This window comes from Mycolicibacterium llatzerense, from assembly GCF_000878195.1.
GTDB lineage: Bacteria > Actinomycetota > Actinomycetes > Mycobacteriales > Mycobacteriaceae > Mycobacterium > Mycobacterium llatzerense.
In genome coordinates this window covers 57,249-74,079 of the sequence record NZ_JXST01000010.1, presented here as the reverse complement: position 1 = coordinate 74,079, position 16,831 = coordinate 57,249, and the positions used below count along the sequence as shown (strand labels likewise).

Annotated in this window: 20 protein-coding genes; 9 read left to right on the top strand and 11 right to left on the bottom strand. The window is 64.5% G+C overall.

From position 1 onward, the window contains the following. Positions 1–4: 4 nt before the first annotated feature. The 5 genes from TL10_RS09180 to TL10_RS09160 are packed head-to-tail and all read left to right on the top strand — an operon-like array spanning position 5 to position 2,756. Entirely contained in the window at positions 5–640 is a 636-nt protein-coding gene (locus TL10_RS09180) for a hypothetical protein (protein WP_234711415.1), read from the top strand. Next, positions 637–1,374, top strand: a complete 738-nt coding sequence (locus tag TL10_RS09175; protein ID WP_043985415.1) for a hypothetical protein — start codon at positions 637–639, stop codon at positions 1,372–1,374. The genes TL10_RS09180 and TL10_RS09175 overlap by 4 nt, the downstream gene beginning before the upstream one ends. A gap of 4 nt (positions 1,375–1,378) precedes the next feature. Continuing rightward, positions 1,379–1,936 carry a cytochrome c oxidase subunit 3 gene (locus TL10_RS09170; protein ID WP_043985413.1) on the top strand — a complete coding sequence of 186 codons (558 nt, stop codon included), beginning with the start codon at positions 1,379–1,381 and terminating at the stop codon, positions 1,934–1,936. A gap of 7 nt (positions 1,937–1,943) precedes the next feature. Continuing rightward, positions 1,944–2,213 carry a cytochrome C oxidase subunit IV family protein gene (locus TL10_RS09165; protein ID WP_043985412.1) on the top strand — a complete coding sequence of 90 codons (270 nt, stop codon included), beginning with the start codon at positions 1,944–1,946 and terminating at the stop codon, positions 2,211–2,213. 39 nt (positions 2,214–2,252) lie between these two features. Next, a complete protein-coding gene (locus TL10_RS09160; RefSeq protein ID WP_043985411.1) occupies positions 2,253–2,756 on the top strand; it encodes a nuclear transport factor 2 family protein in 504 nt (167 codons plus the stop codon). On the opposite strand, the gene TL10_RS09155 is transcribed toward TL10_RS09160, so the two are convergent. Genes TL10_RS09155 through TL10_RS09140 form a run of 4 tightly spaced genes read right to left on the bottom strand, consistent with a single transcriptional unit; the run spans position 2,753 to position 6,246 of the window. Further along, positions 2,753–3,820 (bottom strand): NAD-dependent epimerase/dehydratase family protein, encoded by a 1,068-nt coding sequence (locus TL10_RS09155; RefSeq protein WP_043985410.1) that lies wholly within the window; start codon positions 3,818–3,820, stop codon positions 2,753–2,755. The two genes, TL10_RS09160 and TL10_RS09155, sit on opposite strands and share 4 nt — an antisense overlap. 24 nt (positions 3,821–3,844) lie before the next feature. Continuing rightward, the gene (locus TL10_RS09150) at positions 3,845–4,690 is read right to left on the bottom strand and encodes a mycofactocin-coupled SDR family oxidoreductase (protein ID WP_043985409.1); all 846 of its coding nucleotides are present in this window, start codon (positions 4,688–4,690) and stop codon (positions 3,845–3,847) included. Positions 4,691–4,745: 55 nt separating this feature from the next. Next, positions 4,746–5,546 (bottom strand): acyl-CoA thioesterase, encoded by an 801-nt coding sequence (locus TL10_RS09145; RefSeq protein WP_043985408.1) that lies wholly within the window; start codon positions 5,544–5,546, stop codon positions 4,746–4,748. Between the two features lie 43 nt (positions 5,547–5,589). After that, entirely contained in the window at positions 5,590–6,246 is a 657-nt protein-coding gene (locus TL10_RS09140) for a TetR/AcrR family transcriptional regulator (protein WP_043394863.1), read from the bottom strand. Between the two features lie 161 nt (positions 6,247–6,407). On the opposite strand from TL10_RS09140, the gene TL10_RS09135 reads away from it, so the two are divergent. Next, positions 6,408–7,580, top strand: a complete 1,173-nt coding sequence (locus TL10_RS09135) for an acyl-CoA dehydrogenase family protein (RefSeq protein ID WP_043985407.1) — start codon at positions 6,408–6,410, stop codon at positions 7,578–7,580. Positions 7,581–7,659: 79 nt separating this feature from the next. On the opposite strand, the gene TL10_RS09130 is transcribed toward TL10_RS09135, so the two are convergent. The 7 genes from TL10_RS09130 to TL10_RS09100 are packed head-to-tail and all read right to left on the bottom strand — an operon-like array spanning position 7,660 to position 13,371. Beyond that, positions 7,660–8,469: an acyl-CoA dehydrogenase family protein gene (locus TL10_RS09130; RefSeq protein WP_043985406.1), complete on the bottom strand. Its 810-nt coding sequence runs from the start codon at positions 8,467–8,469 to the stop codon at positions 7,660–7,662. 1 nt (position 8,470) lies between these two features. Continuing rightward, positions 8,471–9,583, bottom strand: a complete 1,113-nt coding sequence (locus TL10_RS09125) for an acyl-CoA dehydrogenase family protein (RefSeq protein WP_043985405.1) — start codon at positions 9,581–9,583, stop codon at positions 8,471–8,473. Next, positions 9,580–9,996, bottom strand: a complete 417-nt coding sequence (locus tag TL10_RS09120; protein ID WP_043394871.1) for a nuclear transport factor 2 family protein — start codon at positions 9,994–9,996, stop codon at positions 9,580–9,582. Before TL10_RS09120 ends, TL10_RS09125 begins: the two co-directional genes overlap by 4 nt. Continuing rightward, positions 9,983–11,194 (bottom strand): metal-dependent hydrolase family protein, encoded by a 1,212-nt coding sequence (locus TL10_RS09115; protein WP_043985404.1) that lies wholly within the window; start codon positions 11,192–11,194, stop codon positions 9,983–9,985. The genes TL10_RS09120 and TL10_RS09115 overlap by 14 nt, the downstream gene beginning before the upstream one ends. A gap of 3 nt (positions 11,195–11,197) precedes the next feature. Beyond that, positions 11,198–11,536, bottom strand: coding sequence for a hypothetical protein (locus tag TL10_RS09110; RefSeq protein ID WP_043395291.1), 339 nt, complete (start codon positions 11,534–11,536; stop codon positions 11,198–11,200). Next, positions 11,529–12,836: an aromatic ring-hydroxylating oxygenase subunit alpha gene (locus TL10_RS09105; RefSeq protein ID WP_043394875.1), complete on the bottom strand. Its 1,308-nt coding sequence runs from the start codon at positions 12,834–12,836 to the stop codon at positions 11,529–11,531. Before TL10_RS09105 ends, TL10_RS09110 begins: the two co-directional genes overlap by 8 nt. 4 nt (positions 12,837–12,840) lie before the next feature. Continuing rightward, positions 12,841–13,371 carry a carboxymuconolactone decarboxylase family protein gene (locus tag TL10_RS09100; RefSeq protein ID WP_043394877.1) on the bottom strand — a complete coding sequence of 177 codons (531 nt, stop codon included), beginning with the start codon at positions 13,369–13,371 and terminating at the stop codon, positions 12,841–12,843. Between the two features lie 204 nt (positions 13,372–13,575). Between TL10_RS09100 and TL10_RS09095 the strand changes: the two genes are divergently transcribed. From TL10_RS09095 to TL10_RS09085, 3 genes are read left to right on the top strand one after another with little or no spacing between them, the layout of a single operon-like run. Next, positions 13,576–14,853, top strand: a complete 1,278-nt coding sequence (locus TL10_RS09095) for an amidohydrolase family protein (RefSeq protein WP_043394880.1) — start codon at positions 13,576–13,578, stop codon at positions 14,851–14,853. Between the two features lie 11 nt (positions 14,854–14,864). Further along, positions 14,865–16,031, top strand: a complete 1,167-nt coding sequence (locus tag TL10_RS09090; protein WP_043394882.1) for an acyl-CoA dehydrogenase family protein — start codon at positions 14,865–14,867, stop codon at positions 16,029–16,031. Beyond that, the gene (locus TL10_RS09085) at positions 16,031–16,789 is read left to right on the top strand and encodes an SDR family NAD(P)-dependent oxidoreductase (protein ID WP_043394884.1); all 759 of its coding nucleotides are present in this window, start codon (positions 16,031–16,033) and stop codon (positions 16,787–16,789) included. The genes TL10_RS09090 and TL10_RS09085 overlap by 1 nt, the downstream gene beginning before the upstream one ends. Positions 16,790–16,831 lie beyond the last annotated feature (42 nt).

The window sequence follows — 16,831 nt, the reverse complement described above, 5'->3', positions numbered from 1 at the left end:
CATCATGGCCGTGGCATTCGTGGCCTTCCCAGGTTTCTGGCCGCCCATGGCACCCAGCATGACCGCTGCGCAGGTCGCCGATTTCTACGCGCAGCACACGGCGTCGATCCGGTTCTCGATGGTCACATTCAACCTGTGCGCGATCATGCTGGTCCCGTTCTTCATGACGATCGCCGTGCAGATGAAGCGAATGTCGTTGCCCAGCCACGTATTGGCCTACAGCTATGTCGGCGCCGCCGCGACGGGCGCGACGCTGTTCGCCATCGCCGACATCTTCTGGCTGATCGCGGCCTACCGGCCGGGGCGGGACCCTCAGCTGATCCTGCTGCTCAACGACATGGCCTGGCTCGTGTTCACCGCGCCGGTGGGGGCGGTTGTCGTGATGAATCTCGCTCTGGCTCTGGCGGTCTACCTCGACCGCCGGCCGAGACCGATTTTCCCGCGCTGGGTCGCCGGATTCAACGTGCTCACCGCGGCGGCGATGACCCCTGCGGTGGGTGCGGTGATCTTCCAGGATGGGCCGCTGGCCTGGAACGGCGTCGTGTCGTTCTGGCTGCGACTCGGCGCCTTCGCCCTGTACCTCGTCGTCATGTTCGTGGTGGTGCGGTCGGCGATCAGTGCCCAGGCGAGGGAGCCATGACACTGGCCCCCGCCGCGACTCCGGCCTGGACGCAGAAGCCCAAGATCGATCAGTGGATCGCGTGGTGGACCATCCCGGTCTTCTACAACATCTTCGGGCTCATCTTCGTGGTGCTGACGCGGGTGATGCCGCCGCCGCGCCCCGACATCACGCCGGCCCAGATCGTGCAGTTCTTCGTCGACCACTCGCTGACCATCCGGATCGGCTTCGCGCTGCTGATGTTCTTCATCGGCTTCGCCAGCGTCGCCAACGGGCTCATCGCGCTGCAGATCAAGCGGATGTCCGTCAGCCCCGTCTTCGCGTATGCGTACATCGGCGCCCTGGTCGTCGGCGGCCTGCCGGGCTGCCTGATTCCCGCCTTCGCATTCGTGGCGGCCGCGCTACGTCCGGACCGCGACCCGCAGATCATGGTGATGCTGTACGACTGGTGCCTGCTGTCGTTCGTCGGCTCGCTGGGGTGCTTCTGCACGCAGAACTTGGTGTTGGCACTGGCGATCTTCCTCGACCGCAATGACGTCCTGCCGAAATGGCTTGCCTACATGTCGATCTGGATGATCGTCACCGAACTGCTCGCCGCCCCGGTGTTCGTCTTTCGGTCCGGGCCGCTGGCCTGGAACGGGTCCATCAGCTTCTATCTCGGCACGGTGATCTTCGTGGTGTGGGAATTCTGCATGATCCGGCTGGTCTATATAGCGATCCGGAACCAGCAGCCGAGCGAACAGATCCAGGACTGAAGCGATGGCGAATACCTCCACGGCGCACCTGCCGGCCAGCAAGGACCTCTGGGTCTTCGTCTTGGGCGACTTCGTGATCTTCGGCAGCTACTTCGTCATCTTCATGATCTCCCGCCGCCAGGAGCGGGACCTGTTCATCGAGTCGCAGCGGCATCTGAGCCTGAACATCGGCGTGGTCAACACATTGGTGCTGCTGGCCAGTTCGTGGTTCGTGGCGCGCGCCGTGCAGTTGGCCCGCAGCGGCGAGTTCGGGCGGGCCCGGAAACTGACCATCGGCGCCGGGCTGTGCGGGGTGGTCTTCATGCTCGTCAAGGCCATCGAGTGGTCATCGAAAATCGCTCAGGGACACACCTTTCCGAGCAACAACTTCTTCATGTACTACTACATGCTGACCGGCGTGCACCTGTTCCACGTCGCGATCGGCCTGGTGTTCCTCGGCGTCGTCTACGCCGAACTGCGCAAGCGCACACCGCTCGCACTGGTCGAGACCGGAGCGACGTACTGGCACATGGTCGACCTGCTGTGGGTCGTGATCTTCGCCCTGCTCTACGTGATGAGGTGAAACCGGGATGACCCCTGCCGCACGGACCACCGCTGTCTGGGCCGGACTGTCGGCGATCACGGTGGTGTCCTGGTTCCTGGCGCCCGCCCACCATGCCGAGCCCGTCACCGCGAGTACAGCGATAACCATCGCGGTACTGACACTGGCGCTCATCAAGACCCGCCTGATCATCGGCGAATTCATGGAGGTACGGACTGCACCGGTCTGGCTGAAGCTGGCCACCGACGGGTGGCTGGTGGTGCTGTTCGGCGCGATCGTGGCGATCTATCTTTGGTGAATTCAGTTGCACGGAAACGACGTTGAGTAGCTTGGGGAGATGAACGTGAATCCGGCCGATCCACAGGTTTGGGCTGACGTCGAGGCCATCAAACAGCTCAAAGCCCGCTACTGCCGGTTGCTGGACACCAAGGACTGGGCGGCGTGGCGGGACCTCTTCACCGACGACTTCGTCAGTGACACCAGCCAAGTGGGCGGCAAGATGGTCCGTGGCGCCGACGAATTCGTGGCCTTCCTCCAGCGGACGCTGGGCAAGCCATCGCAACCGACCGTGCATCAGGTACACGCACCCGAGATCGAGCTGACGTCACCGTCGACGGCCACCGGTGTGTGGGCGCTGAACGATGTGGTCCGGTTGGCGCCGGGGGTGAACCTGCAGGGCTACGGGCACTACCACGAAACCTATGAGAAGACCGACGGCCAGTGGCGGATCAAGACATCCACGCTGACGCGGCTGCGCGAAGATCTGTTCAATCCCTTTTTCTCGGTGCGGATCTCGCCTCGCCTCCGCGATGCCGCGCGGCGCTGGTCCCGGGGTCGCTAACTGTCGACCAGCGGTTCGCCCCATCTGGCCCTGATGGCGCCCCACGGGTCGGTGTATCGGCCAGGCTGGCCGCGAAACGCATCGTTGCGCTTCATGAAGACCGCGGCAAGCGGTGCCACCAAGCGCAGGGGATAGCGGGCCCAGCCGACCTCCCGGCGGAAGTCGGCAATCATCTGATCCCACGAAATATGCTGGAATGCAAGCGCTTCCTGCGCTCTGGTGGTGTCCATCCAGTCTGCGGCCGGGTACCAGTCGTCGTCGCTGTCGGGGTTCCCGGGTCGTGCGGGTGGCGGTGTGTCTCCCAACCCGGCCGCCTGCATCATCGCTGCGCTCACTTGCCAATTCGCGATCTTGTGGGACTCATCGCCGGCGATCAACAGGATTTCACCGACGACGTCGGCCGTGGTGGCCGCGGCGAGCGCCCATGCCGCGTCACGTGCATCTACGGTGTGCAACCGGCTGTCGGCGGGCAAAAGGCTGGAAAAGTAGGCGTTGTCGGCTCCCATGGCCATGGCCCCCGGCTCATGGCTCAACACCCCGCCGAGTCGCAGCACAGTCCAATCCAGCTCCGAAGACCGCACGATCAGTTCGGCTGCGGCCTTCTGCCGCCCGTAGGCGTCGAATGGGCGCAGGGGAGTGTCGGCGTACAGCAACTCACGACAGCGGTGCGGATTTCGTGGGCCGTACACACCCATGCTCGACGCGTGTACGAACCGTGGCCGTCGCGGCAACGCCTCCGCGGCGCGGACGATGGTCTCGGTGGCCTCGACGTTGACTCGTCGGGCAAGCCGGGGGTTCCGGTAGATGTCGGGTGGGATGACCGCTGCCAGATGGATGATCGCGGCAGGTGACACGGCCGCGATCAGCTTCCGGGTGCCGTCGGTGTCGGTCAGGTCGGCCCACTGGACCGTCACATTCTCCGGAAAACGCTGCGCCGCTTTGCGATTCGCCTTCGAATCGCGGCTGGTCGCCACCACGGGACGGCCCGATGCCGCCGCCCGCTCAACGGTCTGGCGGCCCACCAGGCCGAAGGCGCCGGTGACCAGTACGACATCGGACGTCATTGTCCGGACCCTGCTGGCGGCCTGCTACTTCAGGCAGCTACCGGCGTCGATCGGCAGGGTGACACCGGTGACGTAGCGCGCATCGTCGGATGTCAGGAAGAGTGCCGCGTTGGCGATGTCCTCGGCGTAGACCCACGGAATCGGCAGGGTGTGGAACATCTGGCAGATGGGAGCCATGTCGTCGGCGGTCGGGTTCTCCAGATCGGGCCGGAACATCTTGAACGTGCCCTCGTTGTGCAGCATGTCGGTCGCGACGTGGGTGGGGTGCACCGAGTTGACGCGGATATTGTGGAATCCCAGTTCGACTGCGAATCCCCGCATCAGACCGACGACCCCGTGTTTGGCTGCGACGTAGTTACCGCACATCGGGTACGCCTTCAGTCCGCCGACCGAACTGGTCAGCACGATGGAGCCGCCGCGACCGCCGGCGATGACATGTGGGACAGCCGCTTTCACGGTCTTCCAGACGCCCGAGAGGTTGGTGTCGATCATCTCGTTCCAGTCCAGCATGCTGGTTTCGTGCAGCAGGTTGCCGCCGTTGCCGATGCCGGCGTTGGCGATGATGGTGTCGAGACGGCCCAGTTCCTCGACGCCCGCATCCACCGCGGATTTCAGTGCGTCGAAGTCGCGCACGTCGACCTGAGCGGTGAAAATCCGGCGGCCGAGACCCTTGACCAGACTGGCGGTCTCGGCGAGATCCTCTGGGGTGGACGCCGGGATGGCGGACTCTTCACCAGGTCTGATCGGCCCGCAGATGTCGACCGCGATGATGTCAGCGCCTTCGGTGGCTTGCAGTACCGCGTGGGCCCGGCCCTGGCCACGGGCCGCCCCGGTGATGAACGCGACCTTACCTTCGACTCTTCCGGCCATGTGATGCCTCAATTCCTCACTAGCAGTGGATATTTACCGTTTGTTGGGACCGGCGCTACAGCCGGAGGAGGGCTTCCTGCGCATAGGAGGCGACCAGTGCGCCCTCGGCGGTCAGGATGTCGCCGCGGCCGAAGCACCGACTGTGTGCCGCCAGCGGGCTGTGCTGGCGCAGCAGCAGCCAGTCATCGGTGCGGAACGGGCGATGGAACCACAGCGTGTGGGAGGTCACCGCGGAGGTGAAGGCGGTGCCGTTGCCGCGCTGGCTCAAACCGTCGAGCGGACGGATCGCGGTGCCGATCAACGTCAGGTCGGTGGCGTATGCGGCGAGCGCGGGCGCGAGCTCCGCGTCGACGGCGGGAGTCCGCATCCAGAGCGCGTATTCGGCCGGGCCGACTGCGGTTGTGTCGAGGCTGTCGAGGGAGCGGGTCTCCCAGGGGATCAGATCGATCTTCGCTTCGTGCTCGGGACCGAGAACGGTTGGGACGGAGTCGACGAACTGCTGATCGTGGCCGTCGTCGACGGCGTGCATCGAGATCGACGCGGTCGCGACCGCGCCCTTGCTCTGGGAGGCGACGATCGACAGCGTCGCGAAAGAGCGGCCCTCGTGGTGGCGCATCACCTCGTAGGTGATCGGCTCGTCGGCGCGGCCCTCACGCGGAAACACCGCGTGGATGGATTTGATCGCCTTGTCGGGCGTGGACAGGCAGGCGGCGCGGACGAACTGTCCGAGTAGTTGTCCGCCGAAAACCCGGTGATACTCCAGGGTCTGGTTACGTCCCGTGAAGCGGCCGGCGTCGTCAGACGACTGCGGAGCGAGATTCAGGCAATCGAGAAGATCGGTCCACAGGTCGGGCACCTACGCAGTGTAAGTCAAATTCTTGAATGTGAGAACCCAATTCTCACTTTTGTGCGGCAAAGCCATTCGCGACGAAGTCCCAGACTTCGTCGCTGGTGATGGGGTGGACGGTTGCCTCGTCTTCGCCGCCGCTGGATTGGGCAATGAACATCACTGTCTGCATGGCCATCGCTGCCATCCGTCGGGGGTTGACCGTCGAGCGCAGTTCGCCTGCGGCACTGGCACTTTCCATCAACTCGGCGAGTAGTGCCACCAGCGGAGCGTGGGCAATCTTCACCTCCGCCGGGTGAGTCACCAGGAGGCGGGGGGCGAAGTCGGTGAACAGGGGGCGCTTGGCCGCTGGGTCGGGGCGGCACAGTTCGTAGAGCAGCTCGATGGCGATCTTCAGGCGCTGCAGGGGGTCGGTCTCGCTGTCGGCGGCGGCCCGGATTTGGTCGGCCGCGCGGCTCATCGCATCTTCGAATAGCGCCAAGAGGAGTTCATGCTTGCCGTCGAACTGCAGGTAGAAGCTTCGCAGCGACTGGCGGGAGCGGTCGACGACCTCTTGGACGGTGAAGTCCGTGCTGCCCTTTTCGATGATGATCGACTGGGCCGCGTCCAGGAATCGCTGGACTCGTTGGGCTGCCCGGAGTTTCGCCGTCTTGATGGAGCGTTCGACAGCGCGCTGCTTCCAGGCCGGATCTTCCGTAGGGCTGGTCACAGTACACCCATGTCATCAGCGGAGAACATGCATGAACTGTACCTGAGAAGGGCCTGGTAACCGTTCGGCACGGGCCTTCTCATGTCCGGTGTCGGAGATCGTAACTGTCTCATGAGGAGAATGGTATTCTCAAGTACTGATCTCGGGAAGGGTTTGCTGATATGCAGCTGACGTTCGACGAGGACGTCGAGGCGTTCCGGGCAGAGTTCATCGACTTTCTCGAAACGCATCTGCCGTCGGAGGCAGCGTCGGTCGAGCGGCCCCGATCGACCGCACACATCCCGGACTGGGCGCGCCGCTGGCAGTGTCTGCTGTTCGACAACGGCTGGCTGCTGCCTGGAAATGCGCCCGAGTTCGGCGGACGCAACGCCACCCTGCTGCAGCAGTACGTGCATCAGGAGGAGATGTCCAAGCGCCGGATTCACCACAGCTTCAACCCGCAGGGTGTCGGCATCATCGCGGCATCGCTGCTGACCTTCGGTACGCCCGAACAGAAACAACGTTGGGCCGTACCGATTCTGCGTGCCGAGAAGACGGCAGCGCTGGGCATGAGCGAGCCCGGTGCGGGATCGGATCTCGCATCACTGTCGACGCGTGCGGTCCGTGACGGGGACCATTTCGTGCTGAACGGGCAGAAGGTGTGGACCTCCGGAGCGCACGATGCGGACGTCATCCTGACGTTCGTCCGTACCGATCCCGACGCGCCCAAACACCAGGGCATCAGCGTGCTGTTGGTACCGACGGACACCGCGGGCGTTGTGCGGCGGCCGTTCGCCTCCGCTTGTGACGCCGACGATCTCGACTTCAACGAAGTGTTCTTCACCGACGCCCGGGTTCCCGTCGAGAATCTCGTCGGGCCGCTGAACGAGGGCTGGCGGGTCGCCAACGGGTCGCTGGGCCACGAGCGCACGATGCTGTGGATGGGGTTCGCCGACCGACTGCAGGACTTCGTCGAGGACATCACGCCGACGACAGCGCGGGACCGCGATCGGTTCGCCACGTTGGTCATGGACAACCAGTCGTTGCGCCTGCTCGGGTCGGCGGCGCTGGCCCGAGCTGCACGCGGCCAGGAAGACGTGGCGCGGATGTCGGTGCTGAAATTCCTTGGCTCAGAAGCGGTGCAGTCCGCATCCGAACTCGCGATGGATGTCGCGGGCTCCGATGCCCTCATCCACCCGGCCATGACGTCACCGCATGTGCCGCTGAACCTCGACCCGCATGCCGGGAGTTGGTTCGATCGTTACGTCCGCAGCTTCGCAGGCACCATCGCAGGTGGTACGTCGGAAATCCAGCGCAACATCATCGCCCAGCGGGTGCTCGGCCTGCCGAGGTGATGCCGCCGTTGACCCTGCGGCTGCGGCGCAAAAGGTCGAGGCGGATGGCCCTGGATGCAGGATCAGCTGGAGGTGACCGCTACAGGTGAGCGAGCCGCGGCGCTGAACCCCGGGCCCGCAGGCCGCCGCCGGCCTTCTTGGTGAGTTCCCTTGAGCTGCCCAGCAATCCGTCGAGTACCAGTACCCGCTTCACATGGTGGTGCAGATCGTGCTCTGCGGTGAACCCGATGCCGGCGAGCACCTGCTGGCAGTTCTTCGCCGCGGTCAGCGCTGCCTTGCCTGCCGCGGCTTTGGCGAGCAGCGCGATCAGATCAGGGCTGTCCACCATTGGCACGGTCAGGGTCGCTTCGGCGCCCTCGATGGCGACGAGTGTTTCTGCCAGCCGGTGCCGGATCGCCTGGAAACCGGCGATGGGCCGACCGAACTGCACCCGGTCCAGCGCGTGTTGACGAGCCAGCGACAGCATCGCCCGGGCCGAGCCGACCAGCCACCAGCCCACGGCAATACGGGCCTCGGCCACGCGAATGGGATACCCCTCGTCCTCGCGTCGCAGCGGCAAACCGCCGAGTGTCGAGTCCACCCCGGCAGCGCCGCGGTCCCACACCACCCACGTGTTGCCTGTGTACGGCAGCGGCAGTTCGACGGTGTCACCGATGGTGTTGCCGGTGGCATGCAGCACCACATCCATGAGAACCGAAGCGTGTGAACCGGTTTCGCCGAGCAGTCGAAACACCAGTGGCACCGCCACGTCGGCCATGTCGGAGAGCATCTCGGCCCAGCCGAGCTCGGTGAGTGCGGTGTCCAGCTCGGGGCCGGACAACGTCAGCATCGTCTTGCGCAGAGTGTCTTCCAGCAGCGCGAGTGACTCGGCGTCGAGGTGTGCGGGCATGTCACTCCTTCCCGAGATCGAGCAGCCGGCGGGCGATGATGTTGCGCTGCACCTCGGCGGTTCCGCCGTAGATGGTGGCGGCTCGCGAGTACAGGTATTCGGTGCGCCAAGGGGTTTCGTCGAGTTCGACGACACCGGGCAGCAGATCGCGCGCGGCATCGTAGAGCCGTTGTTCGGCACCGGCCAGTAGCACTTTGTCGATCGAGGTGTCTGGGCCCAGCTTGTGCCCCTCGGCCAACCGGTGCTGGGTGGCCCGGGAGCGGCAGCGCAATGTATGTAGAGCCAGAAATACCTCGCCCAGATCGGAATCCACGGGCTGCCCCTGGTTCTTGACGTCGTGGATCAGGGCGTCGAACCGCGAGTACAGGTAGGCGATGCGCTGCCAGAAGCAGGTCGAGCGCTCGTAGGGGAGCAGGTCCATCGCGAGTTGCCAACCGTCGCCGGGCTTTCCGAGCATCCGGCTCGGGTCTACCTCGACGTCGTCGAAGTAGACCTCGCAGAACTCGTCGACGTCGTGCATGGTGCGCAGCGGCCGCACGGTGATCCCGGGGGAGTCCATGTCGACGAAGAACGCGGTGATGCCTTGGTGGTTCGGGGTGTCCGCGTCGCCGGTGCGGGTCAGCAGGATGCACCGGTGCGAGAACTGCGCGAAGCTGGTCCACACCTTCTGGCCGTTGATGATCCACTTGTCACCGCGCTGCACGGCGCGGGTGGTTAGGGAGGCCAGGTCACTGCCCGAGCCGGGTTCGGAAAACCCTTGGCACCATTGTTCTTCGCCGCTGAGCAGCTTCGGCACCATCTTGGCGGCCAACTCGGGCGATGCGTAGTCGATCATCGTCGGTGCCAGCACCTCGAGCATCGAGTACGGGCCGGGCTCGGCGAGCCGCCGGCCGACCACCTCTTCGCCGACGACGGCGCGCAGCATGGCGGGGCCGCCGAGCCCGCCGGCGTGTTCGGGCCAGCCGTAGCGGCTCCACCCGGCGTCGTACAGCGCCTTCTGCACTCGCGCGAACTGGCGGATGTGCCCTTCGAGCGAGTGGTCGGGCCCCGGGGTGAGATCGTGCTCGTCGAGCCAGGCGGACAGGTTGGCGCGAAACTCGGCTGTCTCGGTCACGGGCGGGGGCGGCCTACCGCGTGCGGCTTGCCGGAGTCGTGTTCGCCACTGCGCCGGATGAAAGTCATTGCCCTGGTGCGCAATCGCCAGCCGTCGTCGGTGCGGACGTAGGTATCGCGGTAGTAGCCGATCCTCATGTCGTGGCTGGAGTGCTCGACGAAGCACAGGGGCTGGGTTCCGGTCGCGGTGTCGCCGTCGAGGTCGACCAGTGCGGTCCCGGTCATGAACAGGCCTTTGGGCGCCGCGTCGACCAATTCGGGAAACCGGTCCAGTGGGTACGTATCGCCGAACGCGCTGTAGGTGCCGTCGGGAGTGAACACCGACACCAGACCGTCGATGTCGCCCTGGGTGATGGTGACCGCGTACTTGGCGAGGAGCTGCTGGATCGCGACGATCTCGTCAGTTGTCGACATAGACCTTTCCCCCTTTCATCACGAAGCTGACGTGTTGCGTAACGCTGATGTCGGACAACGGATCTGACGGCACGGCGATGATGTCGGCGAGCAGGCCTTCGGCGATTCGGCCGCGGTCGGTGACATTGAGCAGGTCGGCCGCGATGGTGGTGGCGCCCCGGAGCACCGCCAGCGGCGGCAGGCCCAACTCGACGAGAGTGACGAGTTCGTCGGCGTTCTTGCCGTGCGGGATGGCCGGTGCGTCGGTGCCGACTGCGACCTTCACCCCGGCTTCGTATGCGGCCAGGATCGACTTGCGTGCGATGGGAAACATCTCGGCTGCCTTGGCCTGCAGTTCGGGTGGGGCGTGCGAGACGTCCATGGCGTCGGCCAGCCGCCGGGTGCTCACCAGGAAGGTGCCGTGCTGGACCATCGAGGCGATGGCCTCGTCATCGATCAGGAAGCCGTGTTCGATGCAGTCGATGCCGGCGTCGACGGCATGCATGACCGCTTCGGCGCCGTGTGTATGTGCGGCGACGCGCAGGCCACGCCGATGTGCCTCGTCGACGATCGCGCACAGTTCCTCGTCCGAATAGTGCTGTGCGCCAGGCGGTCCGGTCATCGACATGACGCCGCCCGAACAGCAGACCTTGATCAGCTGGGCGCCGTGCTTGATCTGGTAGCGGACCGCCTTGCGGATCTCGTCGACGCCGTTGGCGATGCCTTCTTCGATGGTGAGTTCGAGCGTGTTGGGGGCGAACGCGGCGAACATCGTGGGGTCCAGGTGGCCGCCGGTCGGGGTGATGGCGTGGCCGGCCGGCACGATGCGTGGTCCGTCGATCCAGCCGGCGTCGATCGCCTTGCCCAGCGCGACGTCGAGCAGATATCCACCGGTCTTGACGAACAGGCCGAGGTTTCGCACCGTGGTGAACCCCGCGCGGAGGGTCCGGCGCGCATTGCCGACCGCGCGCAGCACCCGGGTCGGCGGATCGTCCTGAACCTGGGACAAGCCGGGGTTTTCGCCTCGGCCGCCCATCAGGAGGTTGACCTCCATGTCCATCAGGCCCGGCAGCAGGATCGCGTCGCCGAGGTCGATCACCTCACCTGCGACCGGACCTCCCACTCCCACGATCCGGTCACCGTCGACGCGCACGATGCCCGGGCGAACGATCTCCCCGGCGTCGACGTCAAGCAGCCCAGCGGCTTTGAGAGTGAGCACGGTCTAGACCACCGGCTCCTTGATGAGCTCGACCCACGCAGCACCGCTGTCGAGGACGCGCGGCTGCTTCCACACCTCGACCGGGAAGGACACCATGACGACCGACTGCATCAGGTGCATCAACCGCTTGGCGTCATCTGGCATGTCGTGCAAGGGGAATCGGGCGTCCAGGTAGACCATGACCTCTTCCAGCCGGGCCAGGCCGACGTCGTAGAGGTCCTGCATCTCGGCCATGCTGGATGCCAGCCGCTTGGCGTAGCGCTCGGGCTCCGTCGCCAGAATCCAGTCGGAGAACCGCTCGAGGTCGGCGAATTCTGCTGGCAGCAAAGCTGTCTCAGACATGTGCAACTCTCCCATTCGTCGTCACGGACTGCTCAGACTTGTAGCCGTCGACATACTTGTGCGCGGTGTGGTGCAGGTGGCGCAGCAGAATCTCCTGATCGCACAACGGGAATTCGGTGACCGCTCGGGTGCCGATCTGAGTCTGGGTGGCCTCCAAAGTGTTGGCGTCCTGCAGGGCGTACTCCTTGAAGGTCACCGCCGCCAGTTCCTGCGAGAGTCGTTGCCGGGTGTTCTTCGGAGGGACGAAGTAGAGGTTCGCCTCGAAGATGTGGCTGTCCACGCCTGTGGGCCAGTAGTTGTAGGTGAGGTACCAACCGGGAACCCACAGCAACAGCGTGAAGTTGGGGAAGAACTCGAAAGAGTCCTGGCCCCAGGTCTTCTGCCGCGCCGGGTTGACGGCCGGCGGAAGCTCGTCGGGCAGGATGCCCTTGATGTCGGGCCGGTCCCACGGACCAAACAGGCCGCTGTGCAGAATCCGTTCGATCGGCTTGACCATGCTGAGGTCCTTGGGCGGGCTCATGCCGCCCCAGGACGAGATCATCGAATGATCGCCCTTGATGTCGTAGTGCAGCGCCTCGAAGCCAACCTTGGCGAGCTTGTCGGCTTCCTCCTTGGTCGCCTGCTTCATGTGCAGGATCGGTGCGTGATAGAACTCGACGAAGGCGTCGATGAACAGCTTCCAGTTCGCCTTGATGTCCGAGCGATAGCTGTAGACCTCGGTCATCTCGTGGAAGGGGTAGCCCTCCAGACCTTTTGCGAAATCGCCGAGGTACTCGGCCAGCGGCGCGGCCTCGTCGTCGAAGTTGACGAAGACGAACCCTTCCCACACCTCGCAGCGCACCGGCTTGAGCGGGTAGTCGGCCTTGTCGATGTCGAAGAACTCCTGCTCCTGCTGGATGAACGTCAGGTCGCCGTTGAGCGCGTAACGCCAGGCGTGGTACTTGCAGGTGAACTGCCGGCAGGAGCCGGATACCTCCTCGCCCGGATAGTCGTTCCACACCAGCTTGTTGCCGCGGTGCCGGCACAGGTTGTAGAACGCCCGCACCGTCTCGTCTTTGTCCTTGACGATGATGATGGACGTCCCGGCACCGACCGACGGCATCTCGCGGGTGAAGTAGCTACCTACCTTGGGCAGCCGCTCGACGCGGCCCACGTGCAGCCAGGTCTTACGGAAGATCGCCTGCTGCTCCAGCTTCCACTGCTCCGGGTCAATGGAGTCGGTGTAGTCGACCGGTGCTGTGCCCAGTTCGGGCCAGTTCTCGGTCCAGCTGCCTGCAGCGGGTTTGGGGAAGTGGGCCATATGTTTACGTCTCCTTGTCCAGCTCTAAGCCAAATGTGTTGAAAGCCATTGCCAGCGCTGCATATGTACCGATGGTGAACATCAGGTCCATCAGCTGACGCTCTTCGAGCCGCTCGCTCAGCGCTGACCAAGTGGCATCGGAAAGGTTGAACTTGTCGAGCAGTTCGTCGGCCGCGATCAGCACCGCTCGCTCGAAGTCGTCGCCGGCTTCTCCACGGGTGACGGCATCGATCTCATCGTCGGACAGTCCCACCTCACGCCCGATCTTGACGTGCTGGAACCATTCGTACTCGCTGCCCGTCCGGTGCGCGACGCGCAGAATGGCGAGCTCGCGGACCCGGTCCGGCAGTGTCGACGAGTACAGGAGATAGAAGCTGTACCGAAGGTAAGGCCTGGCCAGCTTCGGGTGGCGGGCAAGCGTGCCGATCAGATTGCTCACTTTTTCTGGATCGCGCTGCTCGTCCGATACGAGGCCTGCCAGAGCCGTGTCGACCTCGTCGTCCCAGCGATCCGCGGGAAGCGGGGGAAGCCGCATCAGGCCTGTTCCTCTCGTCGATGAGAATGGGATTCTCATTTCTGACTAATACATTTGCACGTTTCGTCGCCGCGGTCAACGCCGGGTCTTGTTTGGCGTGGCGTGTTGCCTGGTTGCGCAGCGTATCGCGCCCTAGACATTGATTCTCTTTACAAGAGAAGCTAGTTTCCATTCATAGAGAACTGAGCGGGAGGAAGGGCTGTAATGAACAAGGACGACATGATCCTGATCAGCGTGGACGACCATCTGGTCGAACCGCCGGACATGTTCCAGAACCACCTCCCCGCGAAGTACCTCGACGACGCGCCCCGCCTGGTGCACAACGCCGACGGCAGCGACATGTGGAAGTTCCGCGACGTCGTCATTCCGAACGTCGCGCTGAACGCGGTAGCCGGCCGCCCCAAGGAGGAGTACGGGCTGGAACCGCAGGGTCTCGATGAGATCCGGCCTGGCTGCTACAACGTCGACGAGCGGGTCAAGGACATGAACGCCGGCGGCATCCTGGGCTCCATCTGTTTCCCGTCGTTCCCCGGCTTCGCGGGCCGGTTGTTCGCCACCGAGGACGAGGACTTCTCGCTCGCGCTGGTGCAGGCCTACAACGACTGGCACATCGACGAGTGGTGTGGTGCCTACCCCGCCCGTTTCATTCCGATGGCCATCCCGGTGATCTGGAATGCCGAGAAATGCGCGCAGGAGGTGCGGCGCGTCGCCAAGAAGGGCGTGCATGCGCTGACCTTCACGGAGAACCCGGCGGCCATGGGATACCCCAGCTTCCACGATCCGTACTGGAAACCGCTGTGGGAAGCGCTGTGCGACACCGGAATGGTGATGAACATCCACATCGGGTCGTCGGGAAAGCTGGTCATGACCGCGCCCGACGCCCCGTTGGACGTCATGATCACCCTGCAGCCCATGAACATCGTGCAGGCTGCCGCCGATCTGCTGTGGTCGCGGCCCATCAAGGAATATCCGGACCTCAAGATCGCGCTGTCCGAGGGTGGCACCGGGTGGATTCCGTACTTCCTCGAGCGCGCGGACCGCACTTACGAGATGCACTCGACCTGGACCAAGCAGGACTTCAAGGGCAAGATTCCCAGTGAGGTGTTCCGTGAGCACTTCCTGACGTGCTTCATCAGCGACTCCGTGGGTGTCACGCTGCGCAACAACATCGGCATCGACAACATCTGTTGGGAAGCCGACTACCCGCACAGCGACTCGATGTGGCCGGGTGCGCCTGAGGAACTGTGGGATGTGTTGTCCGCCAACAGTGTCCCGGACGACGAGATCAACAAGATCACGCACGAGAACGCGATGCGTTGGTACAACTTCGATCCGTTCCAGCACATCTCGCGTGAGCAGGCCACCGTGGGCGCGCTGCGTAAGGCGGCCGAGGGTCACGACGTGTCGATTCAGGCGCTCAGCCATCATGACCAGGGCGCTCGGGGTGAGGCGCTGCACGCTGCGGCGGAGGCCAACAGTTGACCTCATCGGGCATGAACTTCGCGCTGTCCGAAGATCAGGAACTCATCCGGTCATCGGTAGCGGAGTTGGCGGCCAAGTTCGACGACCACTACTGGATGGAGAAGGACCAGGCACACGAATTCCCCCAGGAGTTCTACGACGCCATCGCCAAGGGCGGCTGGCTCGGCATGACGATCCCGGAGGAGTACGGCGGGCACGGTCTCGGCATCACCGAGGCGACCCTGCTGCTCGAGGAAGTGGCCCGGTCCGGGGCTGCGATGAACGGCGCCAGTGCCATTCACCTGTCGATCTTCGGTATGCAACCGGTCGTCAAACACGGCTCGGAGGAGATGAAGAAGGAGACGCTGCCGCGCATCGTCAACGGCGACCTGCACGTGTGCTTCGGTGTCACCGAGCCCGGCGCCGGACTGGACACCTCGCGCATCACGACGTTCGCCAAGCGCGAAGGTGACAAGTACCGCATCAACGGCCGAAAAGTCTGGATTTCCAAGGCAATCGAGTCGGAGAAGATCCTGTTGCTGACCCGTACCACGCCGTACGACCAGGTCACCAAGAAGACCGACGGCATGACGCTGTTCTTGACCGACCTCGACCGCGACCACGTGGACATCCGGCCGATCCGCAAGATGGGCCGCAACGCCGTCAGCTCCAATGAGGTTTTCATCGACGACCTCATGGTGCCGGTGGCCCACCGGGTCGGTGAGGAAGGCCAAGGGTTCAAGTACATCCTCGACGGGCTCAACCCGGAGCGAATGCTCATCGCTGCCGAAGCTTTGGGCATCGGCCGGGTCGCGCTGGAGAAGGCCGTCAAGTACGGCAACGAGCGCCACGTGTTCAACCGCCCGATCGGCATGAACCAAGGCCTGCAGTTCCCGCTGGCCGACTCGCTGGCCCGCCTCGATGCGGCCGAGCTGATCCTGCGCAAGGCGACGTGGCTCTACGACAACGGGAAACCTTGTGGGCGCGAGGCGAATACCGCGAAATACCTGTGTGCCGACGCGGGATTCGCCGCGGCCGACCGCGCCCTGCAATTGCACGGCGGCATGGGATATTCCGAGGAGTACCACGTGTCGCGGTACTTCCGGGAATCCCGTCTGATGAAGATCGCACCCGTGAGCCAGGAGATGATCCTGAACTTCCTCGGCGAACATGTGCTCGGACTGCCGAGGAGCTACTGATGAGGACGTACTTCGACCTGACCGGGCGCTCGGCGCTGGTCACGGGTGCCGCCGGGGGCATCGGCTCGGCGGTGGCGGGCGCCCTGGCGGCCGCGGGGGCGGCCGTGCTCGTCACCGATCTCGACAAGGACGCGGCTGCCGCTGTGGCCGAACGTATTTCGCAGGAGGGTGGCCGGGCTGAATCCGCCGCACTCGACGTCTCGGACCGCGATTCGGCAGACGCTGCCGTCGCGCAAGCGGCGCTACTGGGTGACGGGGCGCTGCACATCCTGATCAACAACGCCGGCGTCACCAAGCCCGCGATGTTCGAGAAGACGACGCAGGATGCGTTCCGGCTGCTGTTCGACATCCATGTGATGGGCGCGTTCAACGTCACGCAGGCCGCACTGTCGTACCTCCCGACGGACGGTACCGGGCGCATCGTCAACGTCACGTCGGCCGCCGGGCTGACCGGGACCCTCGGGCAGGTCAACTATTCGGCTGCCAAGGCCGGCATCATCGGGTTCACGAAATCGCTTGCACGCGAGCTTGCGTCGAAGAGCATCACGGTCAACGCATTGGCCCCGCTGGCGGCCACGCCGATGACCGAGACCATCCGTACCAACGAGAAGTTTGCGGCGAACATGATGAACCGCATCCCGATGAGGCGCTGGGCCGACCCTGACGAGGTCGCCGGCGCATTCGTCTTCATGGCTTCCGATGCCGCGTCGTACATCACCGGCCAGGTGTTGCCGGTGGACGGCGGGATGGTGATGTGACCCTCGGGGGTAGGAGCGTAGCGACCGGAGGGACTGATTCAG